We start from the raw sequence: 22,495 nt of genomic DNA on the forward strand, positions 1-22,495 counted from the left end.
TTCCGCCGATCCCGAGCACGACCACCGAAGGAGAACAATGACAACGTCGTTCCGCGGAATTCTCGCAGCCGTGGTGACCCCCTTCGGCGACGACGGTTCGACCGTCGACGCCGAAGGAGTCCGTCGCCAGGTGGAGCACATCGTCGGCGCGGGCGTGCAGGGCCTGGTGCCGTTGGGCAGCACCGGCGAATTCACGACGCTCAGCATCACCGAGCGGAAGGAGGTCGCCGACCTCTACCTGAAGGCCGTGGACGGTCGGGTGCCCGTCGTCGTGGGCACCGGAGCGTTGACCACCGGCGAGACGATCGACCTCACCCGGCACGCGGCCGACGCCGGCGCAACTGCGGTCATGATCGTGCCCCCTTACTACGGCGCCCTTCGCTGGGAGGAGGTCGTGGCGCACTACGGGGCCGTCTCCGATGCCGTGGACATCGACATCATGTTCTACAACCTGCCCGACGCCACCGGACTGGACCTGTCGGCCGGGCAATTGGCCGAGCTCGCTCGGAACACCCGCGTCACATCGTTCAAGGACACCGGCGGTGACGCGGTGAAATTCGCGACGGTTGTGCACCACTACGCGGACGCCATACAGCCGCTCAACGGCTACGACACCCTCACGTTCTCCGGCCTCGCAGCCGGCGCGCAGGCGGGTGTCTGGGGAGCGGCGAGCGTCATCCCTCGGCTGTGCGCGGACTTCTACGAGACCCTCGCGGTGCGAGGCGACATCGCCGGGGCCCGGGAGCAGTGGACGAAGATCTTCCCGATCTGCGAGTTCCTCGAGACGCACAACTACGCGAGCGCGATCAAGACCGGCCTCGACCTCGTCGGGGTCCCCAGCGGCCCTCCGCGGCTCCCGACCCTCCCCCTCGCTCGGGAGCACGCGGCGACGTTCGCTCGACTGCTGCGGGGTGCAGGCATCGAACTCGCTTGTTGACGGACGCTTCGATCGACACCGCCCCAGCCCTCACCTCGGCCGGCCACCCGAGGCGCCCGGCCGGGCCGGTCCGGAACCGGCGGCGCGACCGGGACCGCCGATCGCGCCGGCGCACCCCATCCGGCCGGAGCACATCGCCGTACCGACACGGACAAACGTTCTCCAGTCCCTCGCCACCGACAGGCTGTTCCCTGCCCGAAACCGCGCCTCGAACATCGAGCCGCGGATCGCTCGCGACGCCGAACGGGGCGGCGGCGGTCATGGTGGCCATGGGTGGGTCTTCGCGTCCTGCCGGTCGGTGAGATTCTCGGCATACCGCAACACCGACACCGGTGCCGGCCGTGCCGGCGACAGACCGCGACGTCCGTCGACGGGATACCACTGCACGAAGTCCTCGTCCGTGAACAGCCCCTCCAGGGGCTGTCAGCGGTCGCCAATGTGTGGTGTGTCGGTGACTGAGGCTCCGTCATAGCGCGATGAGGTGTGGAGTGGGCACCGCCGAGGTGCCGTGCGACGGCAACGACCGGTTCGTGCGCGTCGTGGTGTCACGGGGCGATGTGAGCCTGGGTGTGCTGTACCTGGGCAAACAGCGGCCTGGTTGCTCCTGACAGATGGACCGAGGCTGAGGTCATCGCCCACCCGGCCGGGCCCCCTTCGCCCTGGCCCGATGAACAGGACCCCCTTTGTCTTCCTCCGACACCACCAGCCCGGCCGTGCTCGAACAGCTTCGGCAGCGGTCCGTCGACCCGAAGCGGCGCACCCTGTTCACCGGGGCGACCATCGTCACCATGGACGCCGGCCTCGGTGTCCTGCACGGCGCCGACCTACTCGTCGAGGGCGACACGATCACCGCGATCGGCACCGGCCTGGACCGCGACGGTGCGGTGCTCGTCGACGCGGCGGGCACGATCCTCACCCCGGGCTTCGTCGACACCCACCGGCATGCCTGGGAGACGCAGCTGCGCCGGATCATGCCGGACGTCGACGACCTCGGCGCCTACGTGATGTCCACCCTCGCCGGTTACGCCACCGTCTACCGGCCGCACGACATGTACGTCGGCACGAAGCTGGCCGCGCTGACGGCGATCGACAGCGGCATCACGACCATGCTCGACTTCTCCCACAACTCCCGCACCCCCGAGCACTCCGACGCCGCCGTCCAGGCGCTGATCGACACCGGCATCCGCGGGGTGCACGCCTCGATGGGCCCGCACTTCGGTGGCTGGGACAAGCAGTGGCCCGGTGATCTGGCCCGCCTCAAGGACACGTACTTCGCCGGCGACGACCAGCTGCTGACCCTGCGCCTGGCCGCCCTGGCCACCGACGAGATCGCCGGACCCGCCCTGGCCTACGGCCCCTCCCTCGCCCGCACGGCGAAGGACCTGGGCATCGGGGTGAGCGTCGACGCCGTCTTCGGCGCCTCCTCCTCGACGGCCATCCTGAACTGGGCGAAGGACGGCCTCCTCGGCCCGGACCTCACCCTCATCCACGCCACCGGCCTCACCGGCGAGGCCTGGAAGGCAATCGGGGCCGGCGGCACGACGATCGCCCTGGCCCCGACCTCGGACGCCCAGATCGGGCTGGAGACCGCGATCCCCGCGATCGACGAGGCCCTGGCCGTCGGCGTGCGGCCGGGGCTGAGCATCGATGTGGAGGTGGCGCTGGTCAGCGACATGTTCACGCAGATGCGGGCCCTGCACGCCATCCAGCGAATGCGCGCGGTCAACGCGGTCCACGGCACCGAGCAGCCGCCGTCCCGGATCACCACCCACGACGTCCTGGACTTCGCCACCCTCCAGGGCGCCCGCACCAACGGCCTGGCCGGCGTCACCGGCTCGCTCACCCCGGGCAAGAAGGCCGACCTGCTGGTCATCCGGGCCGAGGACCTCAACAACATGCCGCTCAACGACGCGGTGGGCACCGTCGTGCTCGGCTCGGACGCGCGCAACATCAGCGCCGTCCTCATCAACGGCACTCCCCGCAAGTGGAACGGCCAGGTCCTCGACGTCGACCTGCCCGCCCTGCGCGCCGAGGTCCACGCCTCCCGCGAATACGTGCTGAACACCCCTGCCCTCTGACGACGGCTTCACCACTTCGACCGTCTTCAGGTATCGACATGACCAGCACCTCCTCCACCATCCCGCACGGTGACGACGACCTGCTGCGCGAGTTGCGCGCCCCGCAGGGCCGGCCGCTGCTGCCGACCGGCGGCGCCGTCATCACCGGTGATCCGCTGCTGGGCGACTGGCAGAGCGCCGACGTCCTGATCGGCGGCACGGTGATCGTGGGCATCGGCCCCGGTCTGCTGACCGCGGCCGGCGACGACAACATGATCGTCATCGACTGCGCGGGCACCCTCGTCCTGCCCGCCGTCGCCGACTTCACCGCCCCGCGCGCCGGCGCGACCCTCACCCCCGGCCAGAGCGCCGACATCGCCGTCCTGCGCCTGACCGACGCCCCCGGGACACCCGCCGGCGCGATACCGGCACGCGGCACCACCCACACACCAACCACAACTGTGAAATCACACCCAAGGATCGTCGAGTATGACTCGCGGGGTGCTTGGCAGATTTTCCAAGCAGCGTCTCAACCCAGCACCTTTTGACGTCAATCATTTCCCTCCGGTGATGGTCGGATCGTCGCCGCCCAGTTCAGTCAATTTTACAATAGACTTCACTGCTCGGCCTGGGAAAATGGCGCAGCGGTTGCGGAAGTGTTTCAGGACGAATTTCCAGGGCTTCCAGGAAGTCGATGACGCCCCCCGGGAACCGCGACCAGAATCGTCCCTTGTCGGTGCTGATCACAACTTCCCACTCTTCAGGTTCACCGATAACCTGCCAGTAACAGTAGTCGCCATCCGTCGTGTTGGCCCACATGAGAACTCCCTCTGGTTCCGGAAAAGCCGGATATGGAAATTCTTCCGGAAAGTCCTCGCGCATATCGGCCAACCACTCTGAATTCCAAGCGTTCGCTTCGAGTGGACGAAGGCCCGGGATCGACTTCCTCGGGTCGAGAAGGCGAATGAAATCCGCCAGACACAGACGTGGATAGGCGCTCACGAGGATCTTGTAGTCGACCGGGAGTCGGGTTCCGATCTGCAGTTCCAGATCGCTCCATTCAAGCGTGTCCAACATATTTTCGGGGGGCGACCCCAGGATCCTACTGAGCCTTGCAAGTGTTTCTGACATATTGCCTCGCTCCCCTGTTGTCACTGTGCATCGGATCGAGAATATTGGGCCAGTGCGGCAGAGCCACGCCGTAGAGGGACTCGTGACTCCCGTGGGCCCTGTCGACCAAGCGTGCCTGCAGCGTTGCTCCTGAAAGCCTGAGCTCACCGGGAGTAGCGTAGATCAAGGAAACCACGTAGTACATGGCTCGCTTGATTTTGGGCTTCGTTACAGTGCTCCCCACTCTCCCCTCGATCGTTTCATCCATGAATTGTTCATCGTGTCGTGAACACACGTGAACAGATTCACCTCCTTGTCCGGCCCTCCGAGACTATTGGCAATGATGTGGCATCGCGCATAAGGATGCTCTTTCTCCCAGTCTCCATTGGAAGCCTTCGGCCAGCCGGGCGGATGAATGCCACTGATACCGGAGCGTGCATTGCCGACGTCTTGCGGACAAATCAATGCCCTGTCGCCACTGGCAACCGCCCCTCCGGCTACGGCATTAAAATAGTAAGGATCGTTCGAAAATCGCCCACTCCGGGGAACATTGCAGATATCACGATCCTCACCCGTGTTGGTCACTGTCGGATCGAAGCCGCTGATCATCCCGTCGACTTCCGTTTGCAACTCCGTATCGCCCTTTAGTTATTCGGCGAGCTCGGGACTGTGAAACTAGCTTCGATTTACAGACCCAACGGTGGGCCGTCGGCGGGCGTGGCCGGGCCGAGTGTCGCGAGGCCGGGACGCGGGACGGCGGCGTTCGGGAGGCGACGGCGGGTGTGGCAGGCCGGATCGGGGCGGGTGGCGTGGGGGCCGGTGATGACGCAGAGGCCGACGACGGCGGCGCGGTGGCGGTGCGGGAGGTGGTCGTTCCCGGGCCCGGGACCGTGCACCGCGGGGTCGCGATCGGGCGCTGGGGCGAGCGCCGGGTCGCTCGGGATGGGCGCAGCTGAACCGGCGCAGCGGGAGGCGCTGCCCGTCGTCGGCGTCGCGGCGCTGTTCGTCCGGGGTGGTGGCGGAGCGGGCTGGGGTGTCGGGTGGGCCGAGGGCGGGGCGCAGCAGGTGCGGGGTGTTCGCGGTCGGATTGGCCACGGCCGGGGTGTTCTTCGCGCGGGAGGGGCACCTGGAGGTCCCGCGCGGGCACGTCGAGGTCGTCGACGTGCCCGCAGGCGGCGGGGGTGAGGAGGTGCGGTCGGGGGCGTGGGTCACCAACACCCGGCGCGGCGCTGCCGGATCGTGTCGACGATGTCTCGATCCGGGCGTCACATGACGGCTTCGTCGTCGCTCGTTCCCTGGTTGTGATGCGGCTGTGGCGAACGCGTCGGGTGGATCGGCGACAGGTGTGTCGGGCCCTGCCGTCGGGGGGTCAGCCGATCATGTTCCAGGACGAGAATGTTCCGTCGGGGTTTTCCCGGCTGTTGAATACCTGGCCGCCCGGGCCGATCGTCAGCAGGGCGATCGTGCCGTCTCGGCCGGCGGCTGCGGCGGGGAGGCCGACGAGCAGGCCGCCTCGGTCGGTCCACGGGCCGAAAGGCTGGTCGGGTCCGGCCTGGCGGGAGAAGCTCACTCCTCCACCCTGGTTGCGGACCATCGTCACGATGCGGCCGCCGCTCGTGGCGGCGGCGGGCTCGCCGAGGCCCGGGGCGCCGGTGATCGTCGCCGGGCCGAGCCAGCCGCCGTCGGGCTGTGCCTGATACAGGGTCGTCAACTCGGCGCTGCCGGGTTGACGATAGAACAACTCGATGCGGCCCGAGGCGTTGATCCCGGTCGACAGGCCGCTCGCGGCCACGATGCCCGGGAACGCGGTGTCGAATCGGAACGGGGCGTTGGGAGCCGGTTGGTACCAGTGCAGCACCTTGCCGGTGGTCGCCGCGAACAACTCGATTCGACCGCTGTTGGTCGTGACCGCCGCGGGTGGGCCCTGGATGCCGGAACCCATCATGTCGACCCAGCCGTTCCAGGCGCCGTTGGGTTGGGCCTGCCAGCGGGTGCTGATGCCGCCGCCCCTATGGCGCACGAACACCTGGAGCCGACCGTCTGCGTTGGGTACCACCACCGGGCTGCTCACCCGGAGCGAGTCGACTCCGGCGTTGGGTGAGCCGAGGGCGCCCCATCCCCATCCCCCGCCGAGGCCTTGGAAACGCGAGACGATCTCCCCCGTGTCGCGGCGTTGGGCGAAGACCTCCAGACGGCCGTCCGCGTTGCGGGACACGTTCAGGCCTGGGTTCAGGTAGAAGCCGTAGTTGCCGTGGGCGTAAGGGCCGTGCCAGGTCAGGGTGCTGTCCTGGGACCACTCGTACAAATCGCCGGCCTCCACCACGAAGGCGTGCAGCAGCCCTTCCGCGTCGGGGCCCATCCAACGCGTCCCGCGGGGTGCGCGCGAATATTCGCGGGGTCCCCATCCGTCGTCGTAACCGGCTCCGACCCGGTCGTCCCTCTCGTCGTAGTCGGCGAAGGTCGTCTTCTTCTCCGTCACCTGGGCCTGGGACAGGTTGATCGGCATCTCGTCGATGTTGTAGTCGCGATAGTGCTCCAGGAGCACGCGACCGTTGTGGACACCGCCGTAGCGCGCGACGGCGGCGTCGGCGAAGCGCGATGCGGCGATGTGGGCGAGGTGGTCGCCTTCGGGATAGGAGGGAGCCATCAGCAAGTCCGGCGCGGAATCCTGTGCCCGCACCGTGGTGGCCCCGTAGTAGGCCAACAGGTCCGATACGAGGGTCACCACGTCCGACCGGTAGTACTGCCGCGGCCAAGGACCCCCGTTGGGGTCCCCATCCATGTCCAGGGTCCTGGCCTGCTTCTCTCCACCTTGTTCCTCGAGGTCGGAGAGTGAACCCGAGTTGTAGTCCTTCCCCAGCTCCGGCAGATTCAAGAAGACCAGCTTCAGACCCGTCCACGTGTCCAGCGTGAACTCTTCGACCAGGGCACCATTGGGGAACGAACGTTCGATCAGGGTCCAACACCCACCCGGACCCGCGTGATCCCTCCCGCAGACGCCGTCGTCGGTCAACCCCGCCATCCGCGCGTAGGCGGCCATCACGCCCGCCTGGCGTGTCCTGGCATAGGCGACATCCACCTCCTCGTTGTCCTTCTCACCGTCCGGCGTTGCGCCCTCGCCGGCGGTCAGGTAGATCGTGGTCGTGTCGACGCCCGCCGCTATCCCTCCGGACACGTCCGGATTCATGAACAACAAGTCGTCGTCCTGGTGCGCCACGATCTGCACGAAGTGCGACGTGAGCGAAGTTGCCGACGCATTCGGCGCCGACAACACCTGAACACCCATCAAACCGGCCACGACCAGCGCGGCCCCTCTCCACCGACCTCCCACCGAACTACCCCCATTCTCAACGGCGGTTCCACACACGGCACGCGAACCGTCCGCCGACGACCCTACGGACGGTCGCGGACACCTCGCCGACACCAGGCGTGCACGGACACGGCGCGCCGTTGCCGAGGGTTGTCCCGTATGCACCGGCGCCCCTTATCCCGCCAACCGGACTGCGCCGATATCCAGAGTGTGCGACTGCGAGCTGTGGCAGCCTGCCGTCATGCCCGCAGAGCTACGAGAACACGCAGGTCGTCACTACGCCGTCCGGTTCACCTACGCCTTGCCCGACGATTCGTGGGCTGTGGAGCTGAGCGAGGCTGTGCCGACGCCGGCTGCCCGGACCGAGGTCCCCGACGCGGCAACTCACCTGCCTGGAACTGCCTTCCTGGTGGCTTTCGTTCCCGACGAGGACCCTGACCTGGGGCCGAGGGTCCACATCCACAGCCATGACGAACACGTCATCCCCTACGAGATCATGCACTGGTTCATGGAACAGGTGGCCGACCAGGTGGATCGCTGCCGCATCGGGTTCGAGCAGGGCGTACCCGAAACAGCGGAATGATCACACTGCGGCTGATGTGATACGGCATCCGAGCCGTCCTGAACAGCTCTTCCCGCCGGGCCGAGCCCATGCCGATTCGGCTTCTGTACGACCTCTACCACGCCATCGTCGGCGCCACGACGGCGGACTTCCCCGCGCTGCTGCCCGAGGTCTGGCTGCGCTGGGACCCCAAGACCGCCCACACACGCGGAGTGGACGCACTGTTGCGGTTCCGCATGGGCCTCCTGCTGCTCCTGCCCTGCGACCGACGGGTCGTGATCGAAGTCGACGGCAAGGAATCCGCCACTGCGTTGCGATGGAACAGTGAAAATCCACCGGCACGAATGAGACCGAGTGAGTATCCGCCATATTCGTTGGGCAATGATCGGCATCATGGTGCGCCGGCTCACGCGCACAGGTCCGGCTGCACAACCGGGTCCCCGACCGCTCACCCGGGTCTCGGCGGTGGGACGGACGCCTGGCTCGTAAGCGATCGGCTCAGTCCACATCCTCACCGAGAAGGATCGCCTCCAATGCGAGCAGGTCCGCGTCATCGAGTTGTGGGACCGTCCAGCCCGTGGCTTGCGCGTGCGCGATGAACTGCGGGTCGAGTGTCACGTGGTAGTGCTCGACGTAGTGGGCCAGGTCCGAGTACCAAAGCCAGTGCCCGTCCGTCAGCAGGTGCAGCCCGCCGATCACAGCGCTGTCGGGGCTGAGAACGTCACGCACGAGCGTGGTCGTCGCGGCCAACTGGGCACCGTGCCGCAGGTATTCGACCAGCTCACGAGCATTCGCGGACGCCTCGGCCTTGACCGCGGACCGCAGCGACGGCCCATCCGGGCTGCCCTGTTCAAGCTCTCTGAAGTCGCCGACGAAGGGGACCCGCGCATCGCTCACCAGCAGAGGCTGGAACATCTCTCCACCCACGATCGCCGTAGATCTCAAACGCAGTCTCCAAGGAAGGTGGTCTACAGCACGAACATGATCGAGTCGATGAACGTCAGACTCCGGAAGGTCACCCGCAACCGCGGTCATTTCCCCACGGAACAAGCCGCGCTCAAGGTGCTCTACCTGGCGGTTCGCGAACAGATCGAGCAGCGGGCACGCGACCCGAACCTGGTCGCGCCACACTGGAAGAACACCCTCAACGCCTTCCCGCTCTTCTTCGAAGACCGCCTCAGCGTTCGGTGACCAGCCCAGGACTTGCACAAGGACGCTGACACGCCGCGATTGCCCCGCCGGGGCTTGGGATTGTCGATTGCTCGGTGGTCGGACGGATATGTGCAAACGCTGATTCTCCGGGCCGGGCCGGGGCGGTGGAGAGGGGGAACGGCATGTTGGCGGAGTCGTTGGTGACGTTGGCGTCGGGTGGGGCGGTGGCCGTGGCGGCGGGTACCGATGTGTGGCTCGCGTTTCGGAACCGGGCGGGGCGTCTCCTCGGACGCAGGGACGCGGGGGCGACGACGGTGGTGCCGGCGCGGTCGGATCGCTCGGGGACCGAGGGCGAGGCCGCCGATGCGGCGGACGTGGATCGGGTCCGGGCCCGAGTGGCCGGGGCGTGGCAGGGGCGGTTCGAGGATCATCCCCCGAGAGACGACTACCAAGTCACGTTCCCTGAACAACCCTTCTCAGACGCCCTCCATTGAGCTTTGCGGATCCGATTGTGTTGTTCATCGCGTCAGGGCGGTTGCTGCGACGAAGCCGTTGAGGAGCGCAGGGCGATGTCGGATGTCCCGCAGGCATTGGCGGGCGGCCGGTTCCGGCTCGGTGGCGAACGCATGATCCTCCGGCATCACACACGTCTTCGCACCCAACGTGCCGGCCGAATCACGACCCTTGGTCGGGGCACTACCGGGGGCTACTCGCCGACCATGGTGAAGCTGAGGACCATGACCTGCTCATATTTCGGCGGGAAGCCCTGGGTCAGGCGCATCAACGACTTCGCGTCGACGTCGATGTCCTCGGTGGCCGCGGGGTCGGCGACGATGAGCGAGGAGGTGACGTTGTTGAAGTCGTCCCCCACGTAGTCGGTGGACGAGGTGAGGAGCTTGGACCTGCCCGTGAAATTCGGGTCCTCGTACAGACAGACCGTCCAGCCGTCCGGCACCCGGACCGAACTGATGGTGTCCTCCCCCTCCTTCAACTCACTCGCGTCGTATGCTCCCGGCTTCAGGGTCTGACTGCGACCTCGATAGCCGCGCTCGGTGTGGACGGTGACGTTCCTGTCAGCCACGGAATACTCCTCGGTGGGCGTGATCGACATTGGCAGGGCGGACGGGACCCGCCCGGTTCCGGCAAGCATCGCCGTGCCCCCTGGTTGTCGTCGGCAGAACATGCGTACAAGCGGCACTGTTGACCCGTAAGGAGTACGCCCCAGCCGGAGAACCCGACTCCGTCGGCGCGGACAAAGGGACGCGGCCTCGCCTCGAACGGTCCGGCGAACCGGATCATCCGAGACGAGGTGCCCCCATGAACCACTCCTCGCGGGGGTCCCAGACCCTGGCCGCCGCCCAGTCGAGCATTCGCCGTATGGGCTCCGTATCACCCAGATTGGGTACCTTTAGGGAGTTGATGCCGGTCTCTCAGGTCGCCCCGAACACGGCGCGGCACCGACCAAGGAGAGCATTGCGAACTCCGGGCGTCCGACACGTGAGCCGAGCAGGTGCTCGCGGTGCGAAGAGGCCCGAGGACGTGGCCGGCTCGCGGGACGGGTCAGTCGGCGGGTACCCCGTCCCGGCGCAGGGGTCGTCCCAGGATGTGGTGCATGTTCTGTTCGATCTCGTCCAGGAGTTAACGACCTGCGGCTTCCTCGTCCACCCACTCCGGTGACACGATCCACTGACAAACCACCCATGCACCGCAGCGGCGTCGCGTGTTCGTCCCCGGGGCGGGCCGGGTGTCGTCCTACAGTGGTCCAGGAGGTGTGGCGATGAGCGACGACAACACGATTCCCGGTATCGATCCGAGTGTTCCCCCCAGTGGTGAGGGTTGCGTGGAGTGCCTGGCCGGCGAGGGTCAGGGGTGGTGGTTCCACCTGCGCAGGTGCGCCGCCTGCGGCCACGTCGGCTGCTGTGACTCCTCCCCGTCCCAGCACGCCGCCGCGCACGCACGCTCGGCGGGGCATCCCTTCCTGGCCAGCTTCGAACCCGGCGAGGACTGGTACTGGAACACCGAGACCGAACAGTTCTACGAGGGCCCGCCGCTGGCCGCACCCACCGCCCACCCGACCACCCAGCCCGCCCCGGGCCCCGCCGGCCGTGTCCCCAACGACTGGCAGCAACGACTCCGCTGACCCACCACCCGGTCGGCCACCCACAGGCACCTTCGCGTTCACGCGTTCACCGCCCGCGGCACTCGTCCACGCCGGGACTTCGGCGCCTTCGAGCCCGGGAAGGGGTTCGTGTGGGGCGGTTCTCACGAACGTCCGGTCCGGCTGTCCGGCGCGGGCCGTCGTCGGCGCCCGCTCGGATGTCCGGTCGGGTGCCGCGGGTTACAGGTGCGGGGTGACCAGGGCGACCACCCGTGCCTTGTTCGCGGGACCGATCCAGGTGCCGGCGATCCTGCCGCCCTTGAACACGTGGAGCGTGGGGATCTGGTTGATGCCGTACTTCTGCGTGGTGGTCGGACTCTCGTCGATGTCGAGCCGGGCGACGGTCAGCCGGCCGGAGTACTCCTTCGCAACATCGACCAGCACCGGGTCGAGCGCCCGGCACACATCGGACCACTCCGCGCGGAAGACGGCCGGCACCGGCCCGGTCCCCTTGACCACCCTCGCCTCGAAGTCCGCGTCGGTCACGTCGATGACGGTGCCTGCCATGGATCAGTCCTCTCACCGGGAATGAATCGAACCGCAGTGACCCCAGACTGGCCACAAAAGTCGAAACCCGGCGAGCCCCCGCGACAATCGGGACTCGATCTCGCCGACATCCGGCCGAGATGCCCCTCTTGCGTTTCCCCGCGACGGATGGTCACTCCATGCTGTCGAACCATCGCGGACCGTGCCGGCAGCCGGGCCGACATCGGTCGCCGCCATCGCGTCCTGGCCGCCTTGGCCGACATGGCCGAGGACGGAACACAGGCCAGCGTCGCCGTCGTCGACCGGGACCAGCCACTCGCCGTCCGGCGGGCCGCCGATCAGCCGGCTCTCGGGCGGGTCGGGGTCGGGGTCCGGGCGTGCGGGGGTCGTGGCCGTACCGGATCCGGGGCGTCGGGGGTGAGTCGTCATGGGGCAGACACGCCGGTCGGATCGCGAACGGGCAGGCCGGACGATCGACAACCGACATGCCCGGCGTGCTTCGCCGTCGGTCGCAGCAGGAACGGCCGCCGACGGACCTCGGCGCGCGCAGGTGAGGCAGCTGTCGGCCCCGGGGCTTCATGTGCGGTGAGATGTGAGATTCGCAGTGGGGCGGAGGTGCGCCTTGGTACCGGTGGGAGTGTTTCGGGTCGCCGCGTCGGGCGGTGGGACGACGTGGTCGTTCGTGGGTCGGGTCGCCGAGTGCCACGGGCCGGACACCGACACCTCGACGGGTCGGGCGGACAAGGCACCGGGCCACACACCATGAACACACCAACCAACCACCCCAGGCTCAGCCCGCGCCGGGGTCCTCGCGCGCCGGGCCCGGTGACGACAACGCGGAATCCGGCCACCGAGAGTCATCCGAAAGTTACGCTTCGCAGAGGAGTGTTGTGACCTGGATGGAGTGTGCGATGGCGGATTCAGTGAAATACAGCGGCGTCCACGGCGGCGGGGACGCCCCGTCGCCCCTGACGGTGACGCCCGGCGCGACCGCCGTGCCGGTTTTCCTCGGGGACTTCGCCGCCGCCTTCGAGGGCGTGGTGCGGGTCGACGGGCCGCCCGATCTCGTCCGGGTCGTCGGCGAGGACGCGTCGTCCGGGGTGACGGGCGAGGTGCTGCGCGGGTACTTCGGGAACGGGGGCGGCTACTGCTACCTGGCCGACACCGCCGGAAAGCCCCTGACGGAGGTGCTGACCTCGGTCGAAGCCTTCACCGACGTGACGATCCTGGTGCCGCTCGGCCTGTGGGACGGCGGGGCCGACGCGGCCGGCGAGACCGCGCGGGCCGTGACCGCCTACGCGGCGGGCCACCGGGCGATGGCCATCCTGCACGCCGATCGCGATCACGACGCCCGCCGGGCTCGCGACGCGGCGAAGGCTTTCGAGTTGGGCCTCGACGAGAACGCGCACGCGGCCCTGTACCACCCGTGGCTGGTGCCGTCGGGGGACGGCGCCGAACCGGTGCCGCCCGTCGGCGCCGTCGCCGGGGTGTGGTGCCGGGTCGATCGTGAGCGCGGGGTGTGGAAGGCCCCCGCGAACATCGCCGTCGAGGGCATCGCGCGTCCGTTCCTGACGGTGACCGACGCCGAGCAGGACGAGGCCCAACCGGTCAACGTCCTGCGCGAGTTCGCGGACCGGGGCACGCTCGTCCGCGGCGCCCGCACGCTCGACACGAACGACGAGCGGTGGCGGCACCTTCCGGTGCGGCGACTGGCCGACACCGTGGAGCGCGACCTGACGAAGGCTCTCGCCTCCGTGGCGTCCGAGCCGAACAGCCCGCCGACGTGGGAAAGGCTGCGGGCCGCGGCGGACCACCATCTGCACGACCTCTGGCAGTGGGGTGCGCTGCAGGGGACGAAACCGCAGGAGGCGTACTTCGTCCAGGTCGGTCGGAACGTCACCATGACCGAGGAACAGGTCGAAGCCGGCGAACTCGTCCTGAGGGTCGGCCTCGCCGCGATCCGACCGGCCGAGTTCGTCATCCTCGAATGCACCGGCACGGCCGGCCGGGCCTGACGCCGGCGCCCTCGCACGGGATACGGAGGCGGGAACGAGGGCACCGACGGGCCGGCCGGGGTGAACGTGGCCTCGGACCCGCCGTTCACCCGAAGCCTGCGCCGGCGGAGCGTCGACCCTGTCGCGGTCACCCTCGGCGGGGCGGGTGGGGACCCACCGACAGCGGCCCGTCCTCTCCGGCCGTAGCTGTCGGAGAGGGTGCGGGCGCCGGGCTCGAGACGGTCGACGACGTCGATCCGATGGCGGCCCGAGCCCTCGACCGCACCGAGGCGGGGAGGGTCCCGACGGCGCCACCGCGCTCGCCGTCCGGCATTCGGGCCCCTACGGCACCCCTGGCCATGCTGTGGTCGGCCGGCCGCCGGGGGCGCCCGAAACGACACCGCGAAAGTCGCGGACCCGAACACCACTCGACGCCCTTCCTCCGGCCACCGGCACCACCACCCGTCCCGACCCGACACGGCCGACCGCACACGCAACCTCGTGGAGACGGTGGTCTCGTTCGACGGCCGAGCGCAGAACGTCCGGCTGGGGGTTGTGGGTGACGACGACCAGAAGCAGGCGGGTAAAGCCGGCTGCCGAACGGGACGCGACGTCGGACGTGTTGGGGATGCGCCGGCCGTGAGCAGGGGCCGGGCGGGCCGGCCGGGATGGATCGGGGTTGCCCACGATGAACCCCCTATACAGTCCGCGCACCGCCGGGGGCACATCCGCCCCCGACCGGCCCGAACGCCGTGGGACGCCCCGCGGCCTGTCGGTCGCGTTCCGCCGCGGGTGTGCGGCCCGGCCGGGTCAGCATTGGTAGCTGAGAGGCGGGGCTGAAAGAGCTGGTTGTAGTGGCCGTTCCATTCGGGCCAGACCTGTACGCACTGGCCGCCCTTCCCGTCGGTGACGTCCATGCGTCCCTGGTGTGTCCCATCGACGGTGTAGTTGTCGATGGCACGCCCCTGGTTTCCGTCGCTGTCGGGGCCGCTCATGCAGTCGCTGAAGGTCCACTGGTCCGCAGTGGCGGGGTCGTGTTCCAGGGCGTGGATGCCCGCTCCTCGACGCCGACCCGCTGCGCCCGGCAGTCGACCGGGCACTCGCGGACTTGGGGCTGGAGGATCTGCAACCGGTACCGACCCGCACGCGTTGACGGGGTCGGCCAGGTTGTACTCGCCGGCGCCTGCGGCCGACCACTTGGTACGCATCGCGGCAGGCCGATCTGCGGATCATCGCGTTGCGCCGAGCGGCGGGCACCGTGGGCAACGGAGGGGATCGCGGTCGTGTCGCCGGCTACGCGCCACCCGCCCTTTGCCCCGTCGAGGGTCATCCGTTCCAGGGGACGCGGGCAAGGACGAGCCCGCGGACGTCGGCGGCACCGGACGCTCGTAGCAGCAGCGCGACGTGCTGGACCTGTGATCCGCTCCGGATCGGCCGGCGGCCCGCAGGGTCGGGTTGCCGACGACGTGGTCGACGCCTTCCATCGATGCGGTTTTCCCGGAGAGGCACGCCTGCGCTGCCACGTCGTCGACGGCCACGACCGGGCAGGGCGACCCGGAGGCCCCGTTGAGCCCGAGCCCCCGGGGCTGCACGAACGACGGCGAGAGTTCGCAACCACGAGGCCGATGTCGCCGATCAGCGAGCAACATTCACACCCAACGCCGGGTCCTCACCGAGGCCGCGTGCGTCGTCCACCGACTCCTCGACGACATCGGCGCCAACGCCGACCTCCACGAACACTGGCGACACGCCCCCGGGCCTGACCCACCTGCCGAGCCGGAAACACCCCGACGGCACCGAACTCACCCTCGCCGCCCTTCTGCACGCCCGCATGACTCGCCTCCCACGCGAAGACCGCCCGGCCCGCTCCCGGACGGCCCGATCGAGGTGGCGGTTCTGCGGGGCCGGCGCGTGGGCAGGCTACGCCGGGGGCGTGAACGAGGTCGTGTGGCGTCCTTGTGGGTCGATCCGGAGCCGGTGGTGCTCACGCCCGGGTCTACCGGCACTCTCGAAGTCGCGCCGGACGTTCGCGAGTTCGTCTGCGAGGCGGCGCGGCCCGGACTGGCGGCACGTACCGTCGGCATGGAGGGTCGCGACGGAGCCGTCACCGGTCCACAGGGTCAGCGCGTCGGGAAGGTCGCGTTGGCCGAGGTCGGACGCGGGCAGGGCGAGACCGATGGGGAAGCGGAGGGCGTCGTCGTGCCACGCGTCGAGGGGCATCGCGCACGGTTCGAGCGGGTCGGTCGGATCCCCCGGATAGGGAATGCCGTTGCTGCCCGCGGTCGTGCGCAGGCCCATGAAGTAGGCAGGCATGGCCAGGAACGGGCCTTCCCCGTGGCCGTGTTCGTCGACGGTCAGGCAGACCACGCCGGTGCCGAGCGGCAGGACGAGGCGGCCGCCGGGTCTGACGGCGGCGAGCCAGGTCCTGGGGACGCGATCCACGCCGCAGGTGGCGATGAGGCGGTCGAGGCTGCGGGGCGCGGCGGGTGGCCGGCTGCCGTCGGTGTGGACGACGGTGACGTGAGGGTGTCCCGCCGCGGTCAACGCGCGGCGGGCGGTGGTGGTCACGTCGGGTTCGATGTCGACGGTAGTGACGTTGTCGTCGCCGGCGAGGCGGGCGAGGATGCCGGCGTTGTAGCCGGTGCCGGCGCCGATCTCGACCACGCTCATGCCGGGTTCGACGGCGAGGGCATCGAGCATGGCGGCCATCAGGGAGGGGACGGTGGAGGAGGACAGCGGTGGGCCGTCGTCGCCGAACATCGTCGCCGTGACCAGGAGCTGGTCGGTGTAGACCTCGCGTGCCCAGTCGGGGTGGTCGGGCGTGAAAACGCGGGTCTCCCACGTCCCCGGGGCGGTCTCGATCCGGCGGACGAAGCGGGGTACGTACACGTGCCGCGACTCGGCGCGGAACGCGTCCAGCACGTCCGGGCGGATGCCTTCGGTGGTCATCGCGTCGACCATGGCGTGGCGCAGTCTCGTCGGTGTCGGCCGGCGAGGACGCGGGGGTCGTGTCCGCGGGTGGGTGGGTGGTCATCGGGTGCTGTGCTCCAGGTGGTCGACGATGGCGGTGGTGATGTGGTGGTGGCCCGGGACGAAGCCCCACTGGCCTCCGGGGTTGAGTTCGAGGGCCACGACGCGGTGGTCTCGGGTGGCGATGAGGTCCCAGGCGGCGAAGACGAGCCCGAAGCCCCGGGTGACGGACACTACGCGGCGCGCGAGCGCGGCGGGCAGTGTTCCGGGCCGGTAGGAGGTGTGTTCGTCGGATGCGGTGCGGATGTCGAGGTAGGGGACGTCGACGTGGATCTCGGTGGTGAACAGGCGCTCCCCGACGACGGCGACGCGGTACTCGAACGCCCGTTTTCCGACTTCGGCTTGGACGAGGTGCGCGGTGGAGGCGACACGGGGTGGCCGGCGTGGGCGTCGGGGACGCGGGTGGTGTTGACGACGTGGCGCGTGCCGGTGGCGTCCGTGTGGGTGATCGGTCCCAGAGTCTTGCCGACGACTGGGGTGTGGTCGGCGCGGAAGCGGCCGTGGGTGACGGGGTCGTTGCCGATCCACGTGTCGGGGGTATCCAGGCCGGCGGCGCGGAACGCGGCCAGTTGGGCGGGTTTGGTGCCGGCGGCGGCGCGTGCGGGGTCGTTGACCCAGCTGACGTCGGGCAGCGCGGTCAGGATTCCGGGCAGTCCCAGGCGGGCCTCGCGTTCGGCGAAGTCGCGTTCCGGTCCCGCCGGGGTGGCGCTCGCGTGGACGGTGATGGGGCGACGCCAGTAGACCGCGCGGACGTCCTCGAGGGCGATCCGGCGCGCGCTCTGGCCGGCAGGACTTCGCGACCGCACCGCCTCCGGTACCGCCCGGGTCCGGAGCGCCGCCACGCGGCCGGGGGGAACGCCTGGCCTATCACTCGGCGTTCGTGAACGTCCGCACCTCTGCCATCGACGCCCTTGCGGTGAACGTGCGCACGCTGATGGTCCTCGGCCGCCACCAACGCACCACCGCCCGACCGGCATTGATCGCCATCGGGATCGCCGCGCTCCGCACTCAACGTCACCCCCGGAACCACGGCCACCGAAACTATCCGATACACGCGTCCGTAGATCTCCAGTCACTTTCGATTACCTGCCCCGGGTATGCTTCCGGCTTCCAGCCGTCCGCGCTCAAAAGGGCAAGTAGAGCTTCGACAACGGTTTCGAATTTTTCACCGATGCGCTCCTCGGCATGGTTCACAAGCGCATCAGGGTCATTGACGAACAATGCATGTTGGTCAACGACGGAAACCCAGCAGCGTTCGGTCGGGTCGTCGCCAATTTCCTCGACCAAATCACTGTCCGAAACAGGGGTCTCTTTCGGAATACCGAGCAATGGATTAGACCAGCCCGAGATGTCGCGAAGGGCGGTTCCATATTTGCGAACCAGTTCGTGGATCTTTCCGGTCAGAGGAGCGATCATCGGAGCGTTTTCAGGATCGTCTTCACATAGAGCGGCATGCTCTGTTATTGCAGCACACAGCGCCGCAGCGGCATATTTGATGCTCGCTTGACTCACCGTCTCGTCACTCCTTGGGTCGGTGCCACTGATAATGCCAGGCCTGCACCCGTACTTGGCGGATTTCCTGGTGACCTCGGCTGATCTCACGGGTCCTGCGGTCGCGATCCAGGCAAATATGAACTCCCTCGCCGTGGCAGTCTGTACGGCGACCGAGGCCGGCGTCACAGGGTCCACAGGCCCTTGGTGAGGGTGGTGGTGCCCCCGGCCAGGGCGAGCCATTGGACGGTGCGCTTGGCCCGGTGTTCGGAGGTACGGGCGGCCAGGAGGCGGCCCAGCACGGCGCCGGTGGCGAGGGCGGTGATCGTGGTGGCCCACGCGGGGGCGGTGAGGTGGGGTGGGGATTTGGCGGCCAGGGAGAAGACGTTGACCACGACGCCGTAGAACTGGGCGTTGGGTACGAACTCGGCCACGGTCCAACCGGCGTTGAGGGCGTACAGGGACACCGCGGGGCCGCCGACGCCGGCCGAGGAGTTCATGAAGCCGCTCGCCGCGCCGGCGGCCACCGCGCCGCGCCGGGCCCGCAGCGCCGGTACCCGGACACCACGCATGACCAGGACGACGGCCGCGCACACCGCCGCACCGATGCCCGTGAGCAACCACGGCTCCGGCAGGTGTGCGGCCATCCACGCGCCCAGCGGCACGGTGCATGCCGCCGCGACCACCAGCGGCACCATCGTGGCGGGCCGGACCCGACGCCAGGAAGTGGCCAGGCCGATCGCGCTGATCACGCACGTCCCGGCGTTGCACAGCACCACTCCCTGTGCGGGGCCGAGCAGCAGCACCAGGCCCGGCGCGGCGACCAGCGCGAACCCCATCCCGCTGAGGCGCTGCACGGTCGCGCCCAGCAGCACGATCGCGCCGATGATCAGCGCGAGGGACCAGGCATCGGACACGGGCAACCTCGAGACGGTACGGGGCGGTACGGGCGGCGTCACCGGGACGACGACGATCCGACGACCTGTCAGCTATACCGGAGATCGTCGCCCGACGGGTGATCGACGGGGTGTGGGTCGCGGGGTCGGGCCGGGGCGGACGGGATGCCGTCGAGGAGAACCTCGATCACCCACGCGTCGCATTCGCCCTCGATGCGAATGCCGTCGCTCAGGCGGTAAGTGGGGTTCACCCCCGCGCCCTGGAGGTGGACCCATCCCTCCCCGGGCACGGACCGAGATTGCACCGGAGTTACCGGGCGCTGCGCCCCGATCGTTCGGGGCCTGAGGCCCGCCGACTCGCAGACGGTCGACGGTCCTCTCGATCCGCTTCGACACGCGGACGGAACAAAAGGAACATCTTGTACCCGTCGAGGTACCACCGGCCCTCGTAGCCCAGGCCGACGGCCGAGGTGGGCGCGAAACCCGGACCGACCAGCACGACGATCGTCACCGCGCATCACCGACGACGCCTCGTCGGTCGCCGACGGACACGTAACGGCAATGCGGACAACGGCATTCTTCCCCTCGGGGTCCGCAGGTGTTGGGGGCCGCCGGCGAACCCATCCATCAGGACGTCTCGGGGCGTTCCCTGAGATCACCGGGGAGATGATCGAAGTACTCGTCGATCAGGGCGATCAGGGCGATCAGGCCGGCCACGGCGTGCTGCTCGGTCTGAGGTGACCACGGCTCCTCGGGGCGAACCGTCGGGAAAGACCGAGTCCTGGGGCACGCCCGACCGTCAACTCGCGATCTCCTACACCTCCTTGGGCGCGCGACAACAAAGGCAGGCCCAATACGAGGCCGTGCAATCGCCGGCCCGCGAAGTGTTCTGCGACCGAAGCCGAGCCCAACCGCGGAGCAAGCGTGCGATCGTCGAGCCGTTGCCCGTGTGCCTGCTGGGTCGGGAAAACGGTGACGGGGTGCTTTGGGCCGGCGTTGTCGGTGGCTCCGCGGTGTCGGGTGGATGTATGGGTGGGTCCCGAGACGGAAACGGTTCGTGGCCGGTTCGGGTCGACGGGATGCGCGGGGGCACCGGCGGGTCGATAAGGGTGTTTTGCACGGCGGGTGTCGCGGCGCTTCGGGCGAGTCGGGCTCGGTCGACGGGTGGGCGTGGTTCGGCCGGAACGCGTCCTGTCGTGGGCCCGGTCCGGGGAGGACGCTTGGTGCCGGCGGGCGCACCGCCCGCTCCGCCGCGTTCCCTCGCGTTCCCTGTTCGCCTGCTCCCCGATCGCACGTCGACCACGACGTCGTTCGGCAATGGGGGCGCGGCGGTGAGCGGCGGCGCGCCCGTGTCCCGGCCGGGCACGTGCGTGTCGTCACGACCCGAAGGAGAGGGACGCGCATGTCGGTGAAACGTTGGTTCGCACAGCTCACGGCCGTGTTGCTCGTGGTGGCGGGCGGCACGGCCGGCAGCACCGTCGTCGCCGCGGCGGCACCCGCGGCCGCGCTGGCGGGCCCCACGCTGGTGTACCAGGAGAACGACGTGGTGCACGTGATCGCGTCGCCGGGCGCGGTGAACGACATCCGCACCTCCGGGGAACCGGACGAGTTCCTGGTGGTGGAGGATCTGGCCACCTCGATGGTGGTCGGCGACGGCTGCACGAAGTACACCGACCACAAGGTGAGATGCCACATGGAGACCGACTGGACGAGCCTGGAGATCGATGCCAGCGACAAGAACGACTCACTGGACATCCAGTTTCGGACCTCGTCCACGGACGTGTGCAAGGCGAACGGCGCCGCGGGTGACGACACGATCCGGGTGTCCGGCTGCACGGCCCTCGGAGACGCCGGAAACGACACCATTCGTGTCATGGAGAGTGCGAACGTGCAGGCCGGGCTGGGGAACGACCGGATCATCATCAGCTATACCGCCACCGGCGACGCACGCAACATCTCGGGCGGCCCCGGCAAGGACGTGGTCAACTTCGCCGCCGCGACCGGTCCGGTGTCGGTCAAGCTGGACGACGTACGCAACGACGGGCAGGAGGGATACCAGACCATCGACATCCGCTCCGACGTCGAGGACCTGGAAGGCGGTCCCTACGGCGACGCCTTCGTCGGTTCCGCCATCGCCAACAACCTGGACGGCGGCGCGGGCAATGACCGGATCCTGGGCGGCGATGGCAACGACACCCTGATCGGCGGATCGGGCAACGACGACCTCTACGGCGATGGCGGCTTGGACGCGCTCAACGGCGGATTGGGCGTCGATCGATGCGAGGTCGGCGCCGGCGGCGGAACCCGCGTCGACTGCGAACTCCCCTGAACCCCCGCACACCCGCCGGGCGGCCGGAACCACGTACCCGTCCGCCCGGCACATCCGCACGCCGCGCGCGCCGCGGGAGTTCGACGCCGGTATTCCGGCACGGCCGGCCGCACCGAGAACTGCCGGATCGGGCTCTTCACCGCCTACGCCTCCACCCGAGACCGCGCACCGGTGGACCGCGAGCTCTATCTCCCCAAGTCCCGGACCGAGGACCGCGACCGCTGCCGCGCGGCGAGGATTCCCGACGACCGGGACTTCCACACCAAGGGCGACCTCGCCAAGGCATTGGCGCTGCGGGCCCTTGCCTCCGACCCGCCTTTCGCCCGGGTCACCGCCGACTCGGCCCACGGCCGGGAAGGCCGCTTCCGACGTCTGCTGGAACAATCCGGTCTCGGCTACGTCCTGGCGGCACCCAAGTCCCGGTTAGGCATGGCCTGTCCATGTATCGACCGGTTGTTTGCCCAGGCCCCCACGGAAGCCTGGGAGAGGATCTCGTGCGGGGACGGCGCCAAGGGGCCACGCGTCAACGACCGGACGGCCATCCGACTGCCCGCCGTTGCGGAGTACGACCACAGGAATGAGAACCAGACCCGCCGACGGTGGGCACCGGCCCGCCGCAGCACCACTCGGCCCGACGAGATCGCCTACCACCTCGCATATGCCCAACTCGACACGACAGCTGCGGAGCCGGAGGCGGCTGGGTCGTTCGAACAGTTCCCGGACGTACAGTGCGACATCGGACCGGCAGGCGGTCAGCGGGTCGAGGTCCAGCCCGCACGGCTCCGGATACTCGGCCGAGCCGCGGGCGTAGGCGTCGATCGTGCGAGGCTCGGAAGCACACCGATTCCGACCTGGGACGCATACACGACCACGTTCGTGATCCGCGCGGCGGTCGGCGCGGTCGCCCTCGCCCTCGCCCTCGGCATCGCACTGCTGCCCGCACAACTGCCCGCCGCCGTACCGGCCATCCCCTGAACGGCGAA

19 protein-coding genes and 2 pseudogenes are annotated in these 22,495 nt (G+C 69.0%); 10 read left to right on the plus strand and 11 right to left on the minus strand.

Annotated features, from left to right (window positions below; genetic code table 11):
* Window positions 1-37 precede the first annotated feature (37 nt).
* From EMA17_RS41240 to EMA17_RS41250, 4 genes are all read left to right on the plus strand, one after another.
* The gene (locus tag EMA17_RS41240) at window positions 38-937 is read left to right on the plus strand and encodes a dihydrodipicolinate synthase family protein (protein WP_126642365.1); all 900 of its coding nucleotides are present in this window, start codon (window positions 38-40) and stop codon (window positions 935-937) included.
* Between the two features lie 476 nt (window positions 938-1,413).
* Complete coding sequence (locus EMA17_RS55630) at window positions 1,414-1,545, plus strand: hypothetical protein (protein WP_281290598.1); 132 nt, start codon at window positions 1,414-1,416, stop codon at window positions 1,543-1,545.
* A 75-nt stretch (window positions 1,546-1,620) separates the two neighbouring features.
* Window positions 1,621-3,015, plus strand: a complete 1,395-nt coding sequence (locus tag EMA17_RS41245) for an amidohydrolase family protein (protein WP_126642366.1) — start codon at window positions 1,621-1,623, stop codon at window positions 3,013-3,015.
* 38 nt (window positions 3,016-3,053) lie between these two features.
* Entirely contained in the window at window positions 3,054-3,542 is a 489-nt protein-coding gene (locus tag EMA17_RS41250) for a hypothetical protein (protein ID WP_126642367.1), read from the plus strand.
* A gap of 46 nt (window positions 3,543-3,588) precedes the next feature.
* Here EMA17_RS41250 and EMA17_RS41255 read toward each other — a convergent pair whose 3' ends face one another.
* From EMA17_RS41255 to EMA17_RS41265, 3 genes are all read right to left on the minus strand, one after another.
* Window positions 3,589-4,125 (minus strand): SMI1/KNR4 family protein, encoded by a 537-nt coding sequence (locus EMA17_RS41255; RefSeq protein WP_126642368.1) that lies wholly within the window; start codon window positions 4,123-4,125, stop codon window positions 3,589-3,591.
* Between the two features lie 207 nt (window positions 4,126-4,332).
* Entirely contained in the window at window positions 4,333-4,713 is a 381-nt protein-coding gene (locus tag EMA17_RS41260) for a hypothetical protein (protein ID WP_126642369.1), read from the minus strand.
* Window positions 4,714-5,473: 760 nt separating this feature from the next.
* Window positions 5,474-7,330: a DUF8189 domain-containing protein gene (locus tag EMA17_RS41265; RefSeq protein ID WP_160161747.1), complete on the minus strand. Its 1,857-nt coding sequence runs from the start codon at window positions 7,328-7,330 to the stop codon at window positions 5,474-5,476.
* Window positions 7,331-7,655: 325 nt separating this feature from the next.
* On the opposite strand from EMA17_RS41265, the gene EMA17_RS41270 reads away from it, so the two are divergent.
* Window positions 7,656-7,997 (plus strand): hypothetical protein, encoded by a 342-nt coding sequence (locus EMA17_RS41270; RefSeq protein ID WP_126642371.1) that lies wholly within the window; start codon window positions 7,656-7,658, stop codon window positions 7,995-7,997.
* Between the two features lie 477 nt (window positions 7,998-8,474).
* On the opposite strand, the gene EMA17_RS41280 is transcribed toward EMA17_RS41270, so the two are convergent.
* Complete coding sequence (locus tag EMA17_RS41280) at window positions 8,475-8,891, minus strand: hypothetical protein (RefSeq protein ID WP_126642373.1); 417 nt, start codon at window positions 8,889-8,891, stop codon at window positions 8,475-8,477.
* A gap of 42 nt (window positions 8,892-8,933) precedes the next feature.
* Here EMA17_RS41280 and EMA17_RS41285 point away from each other — a divergent pair.
* Window positions 8,934-9,167 (plus strand): annotated as a pseudogene (locus EMA17_RS41285) (transposase); the annotation flags it as partial.
* Window positions 9,168-9,834: 667 nt separating this feature from the next.
* On the opposite strand, the gene EMA17_RS41290 reads toward EMA17_RS41285, so the two are convergent.
* Window positions 9,835-10,209, minus strand: coding sequence for a peptidase inhibitor family I36 protein (locus EMA17_RS41290; protein WP_160161748.1), 375 nt, complete (start codon window positions 10,207-10,209; stop codon window positions 9,835-9,837).
* A gap of 696 nt (window positions 10,210-10,905) precedes the next feature.
* Between EMA17_RS41290 and EMA17_RS41295 the strand changes: the two genes are divergently transcribed.
* On the plus strand, window positions 10,906-11,268 hold the full coding sequence (locus EMA17_RS41295; protein WP_126642375.1) for a UBP-type zinc finger domain-containing protein: 363 nt from the start codon (window positions 10,906-10,908) through the stop codon (window positions 11,266-11,268).
* 198 nt (window positions 11,269-11,466) lie between these two features.
* On the opposite strand, the gene EMA17_RS41300 is transcribed toward EMA17_RS41295, so the two are convergent.
* Window positions 11,467-11,793, minus strand: coding sequence for a thioredoxin family protein (locus tag EMA17_RS41300; RefSeq protein WP_126642376.1), 327 nt, complete (start codon window positions 11,791-11,793; stop codon window positions 11,467-11,469).
* Between the two features lie 890 nt (window positions 11,794-12,683).
* Here EMA17_RS41300 and EMA17_RS41305 point away from each other — a divergent pair.
* Window positions 12,684-13,787 carry a phage tail sheath family protein gene (locus EMA17_RS41305; protein ID WP_126642377.1) on the plus strand — a complete coding sequence of 368 codons (1,104 nt, stop codon included), beginning with the start codon at window positions 12,684-12,686 and terminating at the stop codon, window positions 13,785-13,787.
* Window positions 13,788-15,686: 1,899 nt separating this feature from the next.
* Here the strand turns inward: EMA17_RS41305 and EMA17_RS41315 are convergent.
* The 5 genes from EMA17_RS41315 to EMA17_RS41335 form a co-directional block, all read right to left on the minus strand.
* A complete protein-coding gene (locus EMA17_RS41315; protein ID WP_246127232.1) occupies window positions 15,687-16,715 on the minus strand; it encodes a methyltransferase domain-containing protein in 1,029 nt (342 codons plus the stop codon).
* Between the two features lie 81 nt (window positions 16,716-16,796).
* The gene (locus tag EMA17_RS52225; protein ID WP_160161749.1) at window positions 16,797-16,970 is read right to left on the minus strand and encodes a hypothetical protein; all 174 of its coding nucleotides are present in this window, start codon (window positions 16,968-16,970) and stop codon (window positions 16,797-16,799) included.
* A complete protein-coding gene (locus tag EMA17_RS41320; RefSeq protein ID WP_126642380.1) occupies window positions 16,970-17,638 on the minus strand; it encodes an ATP-grasp domain-containing protein in 669 nt (222 codons plus the stop codon). Before EMA17_RS41320 ends, EMA17_RS52225 begins: the two co-directional genes overlap by 1 nt.
* Window positions 17,639-17,837: 199 nt before the next feature.
* The gene (locus tag EMA17_RS41330; protein WP_126642381.1) at window positions 17,838-18,308 is read right to left on the minus strand and encodes a hypothetical protein; all 471 of its coding nucleotides are present in this window, start codon (window positions 18,306-18,308) and stop codon (window positions 17,838-17,840) included.
* 164 nt (window positions 18,309-18,472) lie between these two features.
* Window positions 18,473-19,204 (minus strand): sulfite exporter TauE/SafE family protein, encoded by a 732-nt coding sequence (locus tag EMA17_RS41335; RefSeq protein ID WP_246127238.1) that lies wholly within the window; start codon window positions 19,202-19,204, stop codon window positions 18,473-18,475.
* Window positions 19,205-20,585: 1,381 nt separating this feature from the next.
* On the opposite strand from EMA17_RS41335, the gene EMA17_RS55635 reads away from it, so the two are divergent.
* Both EMA17_RS55635 and EMA17_RS54795 read left to right on the plus strand, forming a co-directional pair.
* Window positions 20,586-21,512 carry a calcium-binding protein gene (locus tag EMA17_RS55635; protein ID WP_126642382.1) on the plus strand — a complete coding sequence of 309 codons (927 nt, stop codon included), beginning with the start codon at window positions 20,586-20,588 and terminating at the stop codon, window positions 21,510-21,512.
* Window positions 21,513-21,581: 69 nt separating this feature from the next.
* Window positions 21,582-22,199 (plus strand): annotated as a pseudogene (locus EMA17_RS54795) (IS701 family transposase); the annotation flags it as partial.
* Window positions 22,200-22,495: the final 296 nt, after the last annotated feature.

It is taken from the genome of Embleya hyalina (genome assembly GCF_003967355.1).
GTDB classification, from domain to species: Bacteria; Actinomycetota; Actinomycetes; order Streptomycetales; family Streptomycetaceae; genus Embleya; species Embleya hyalina.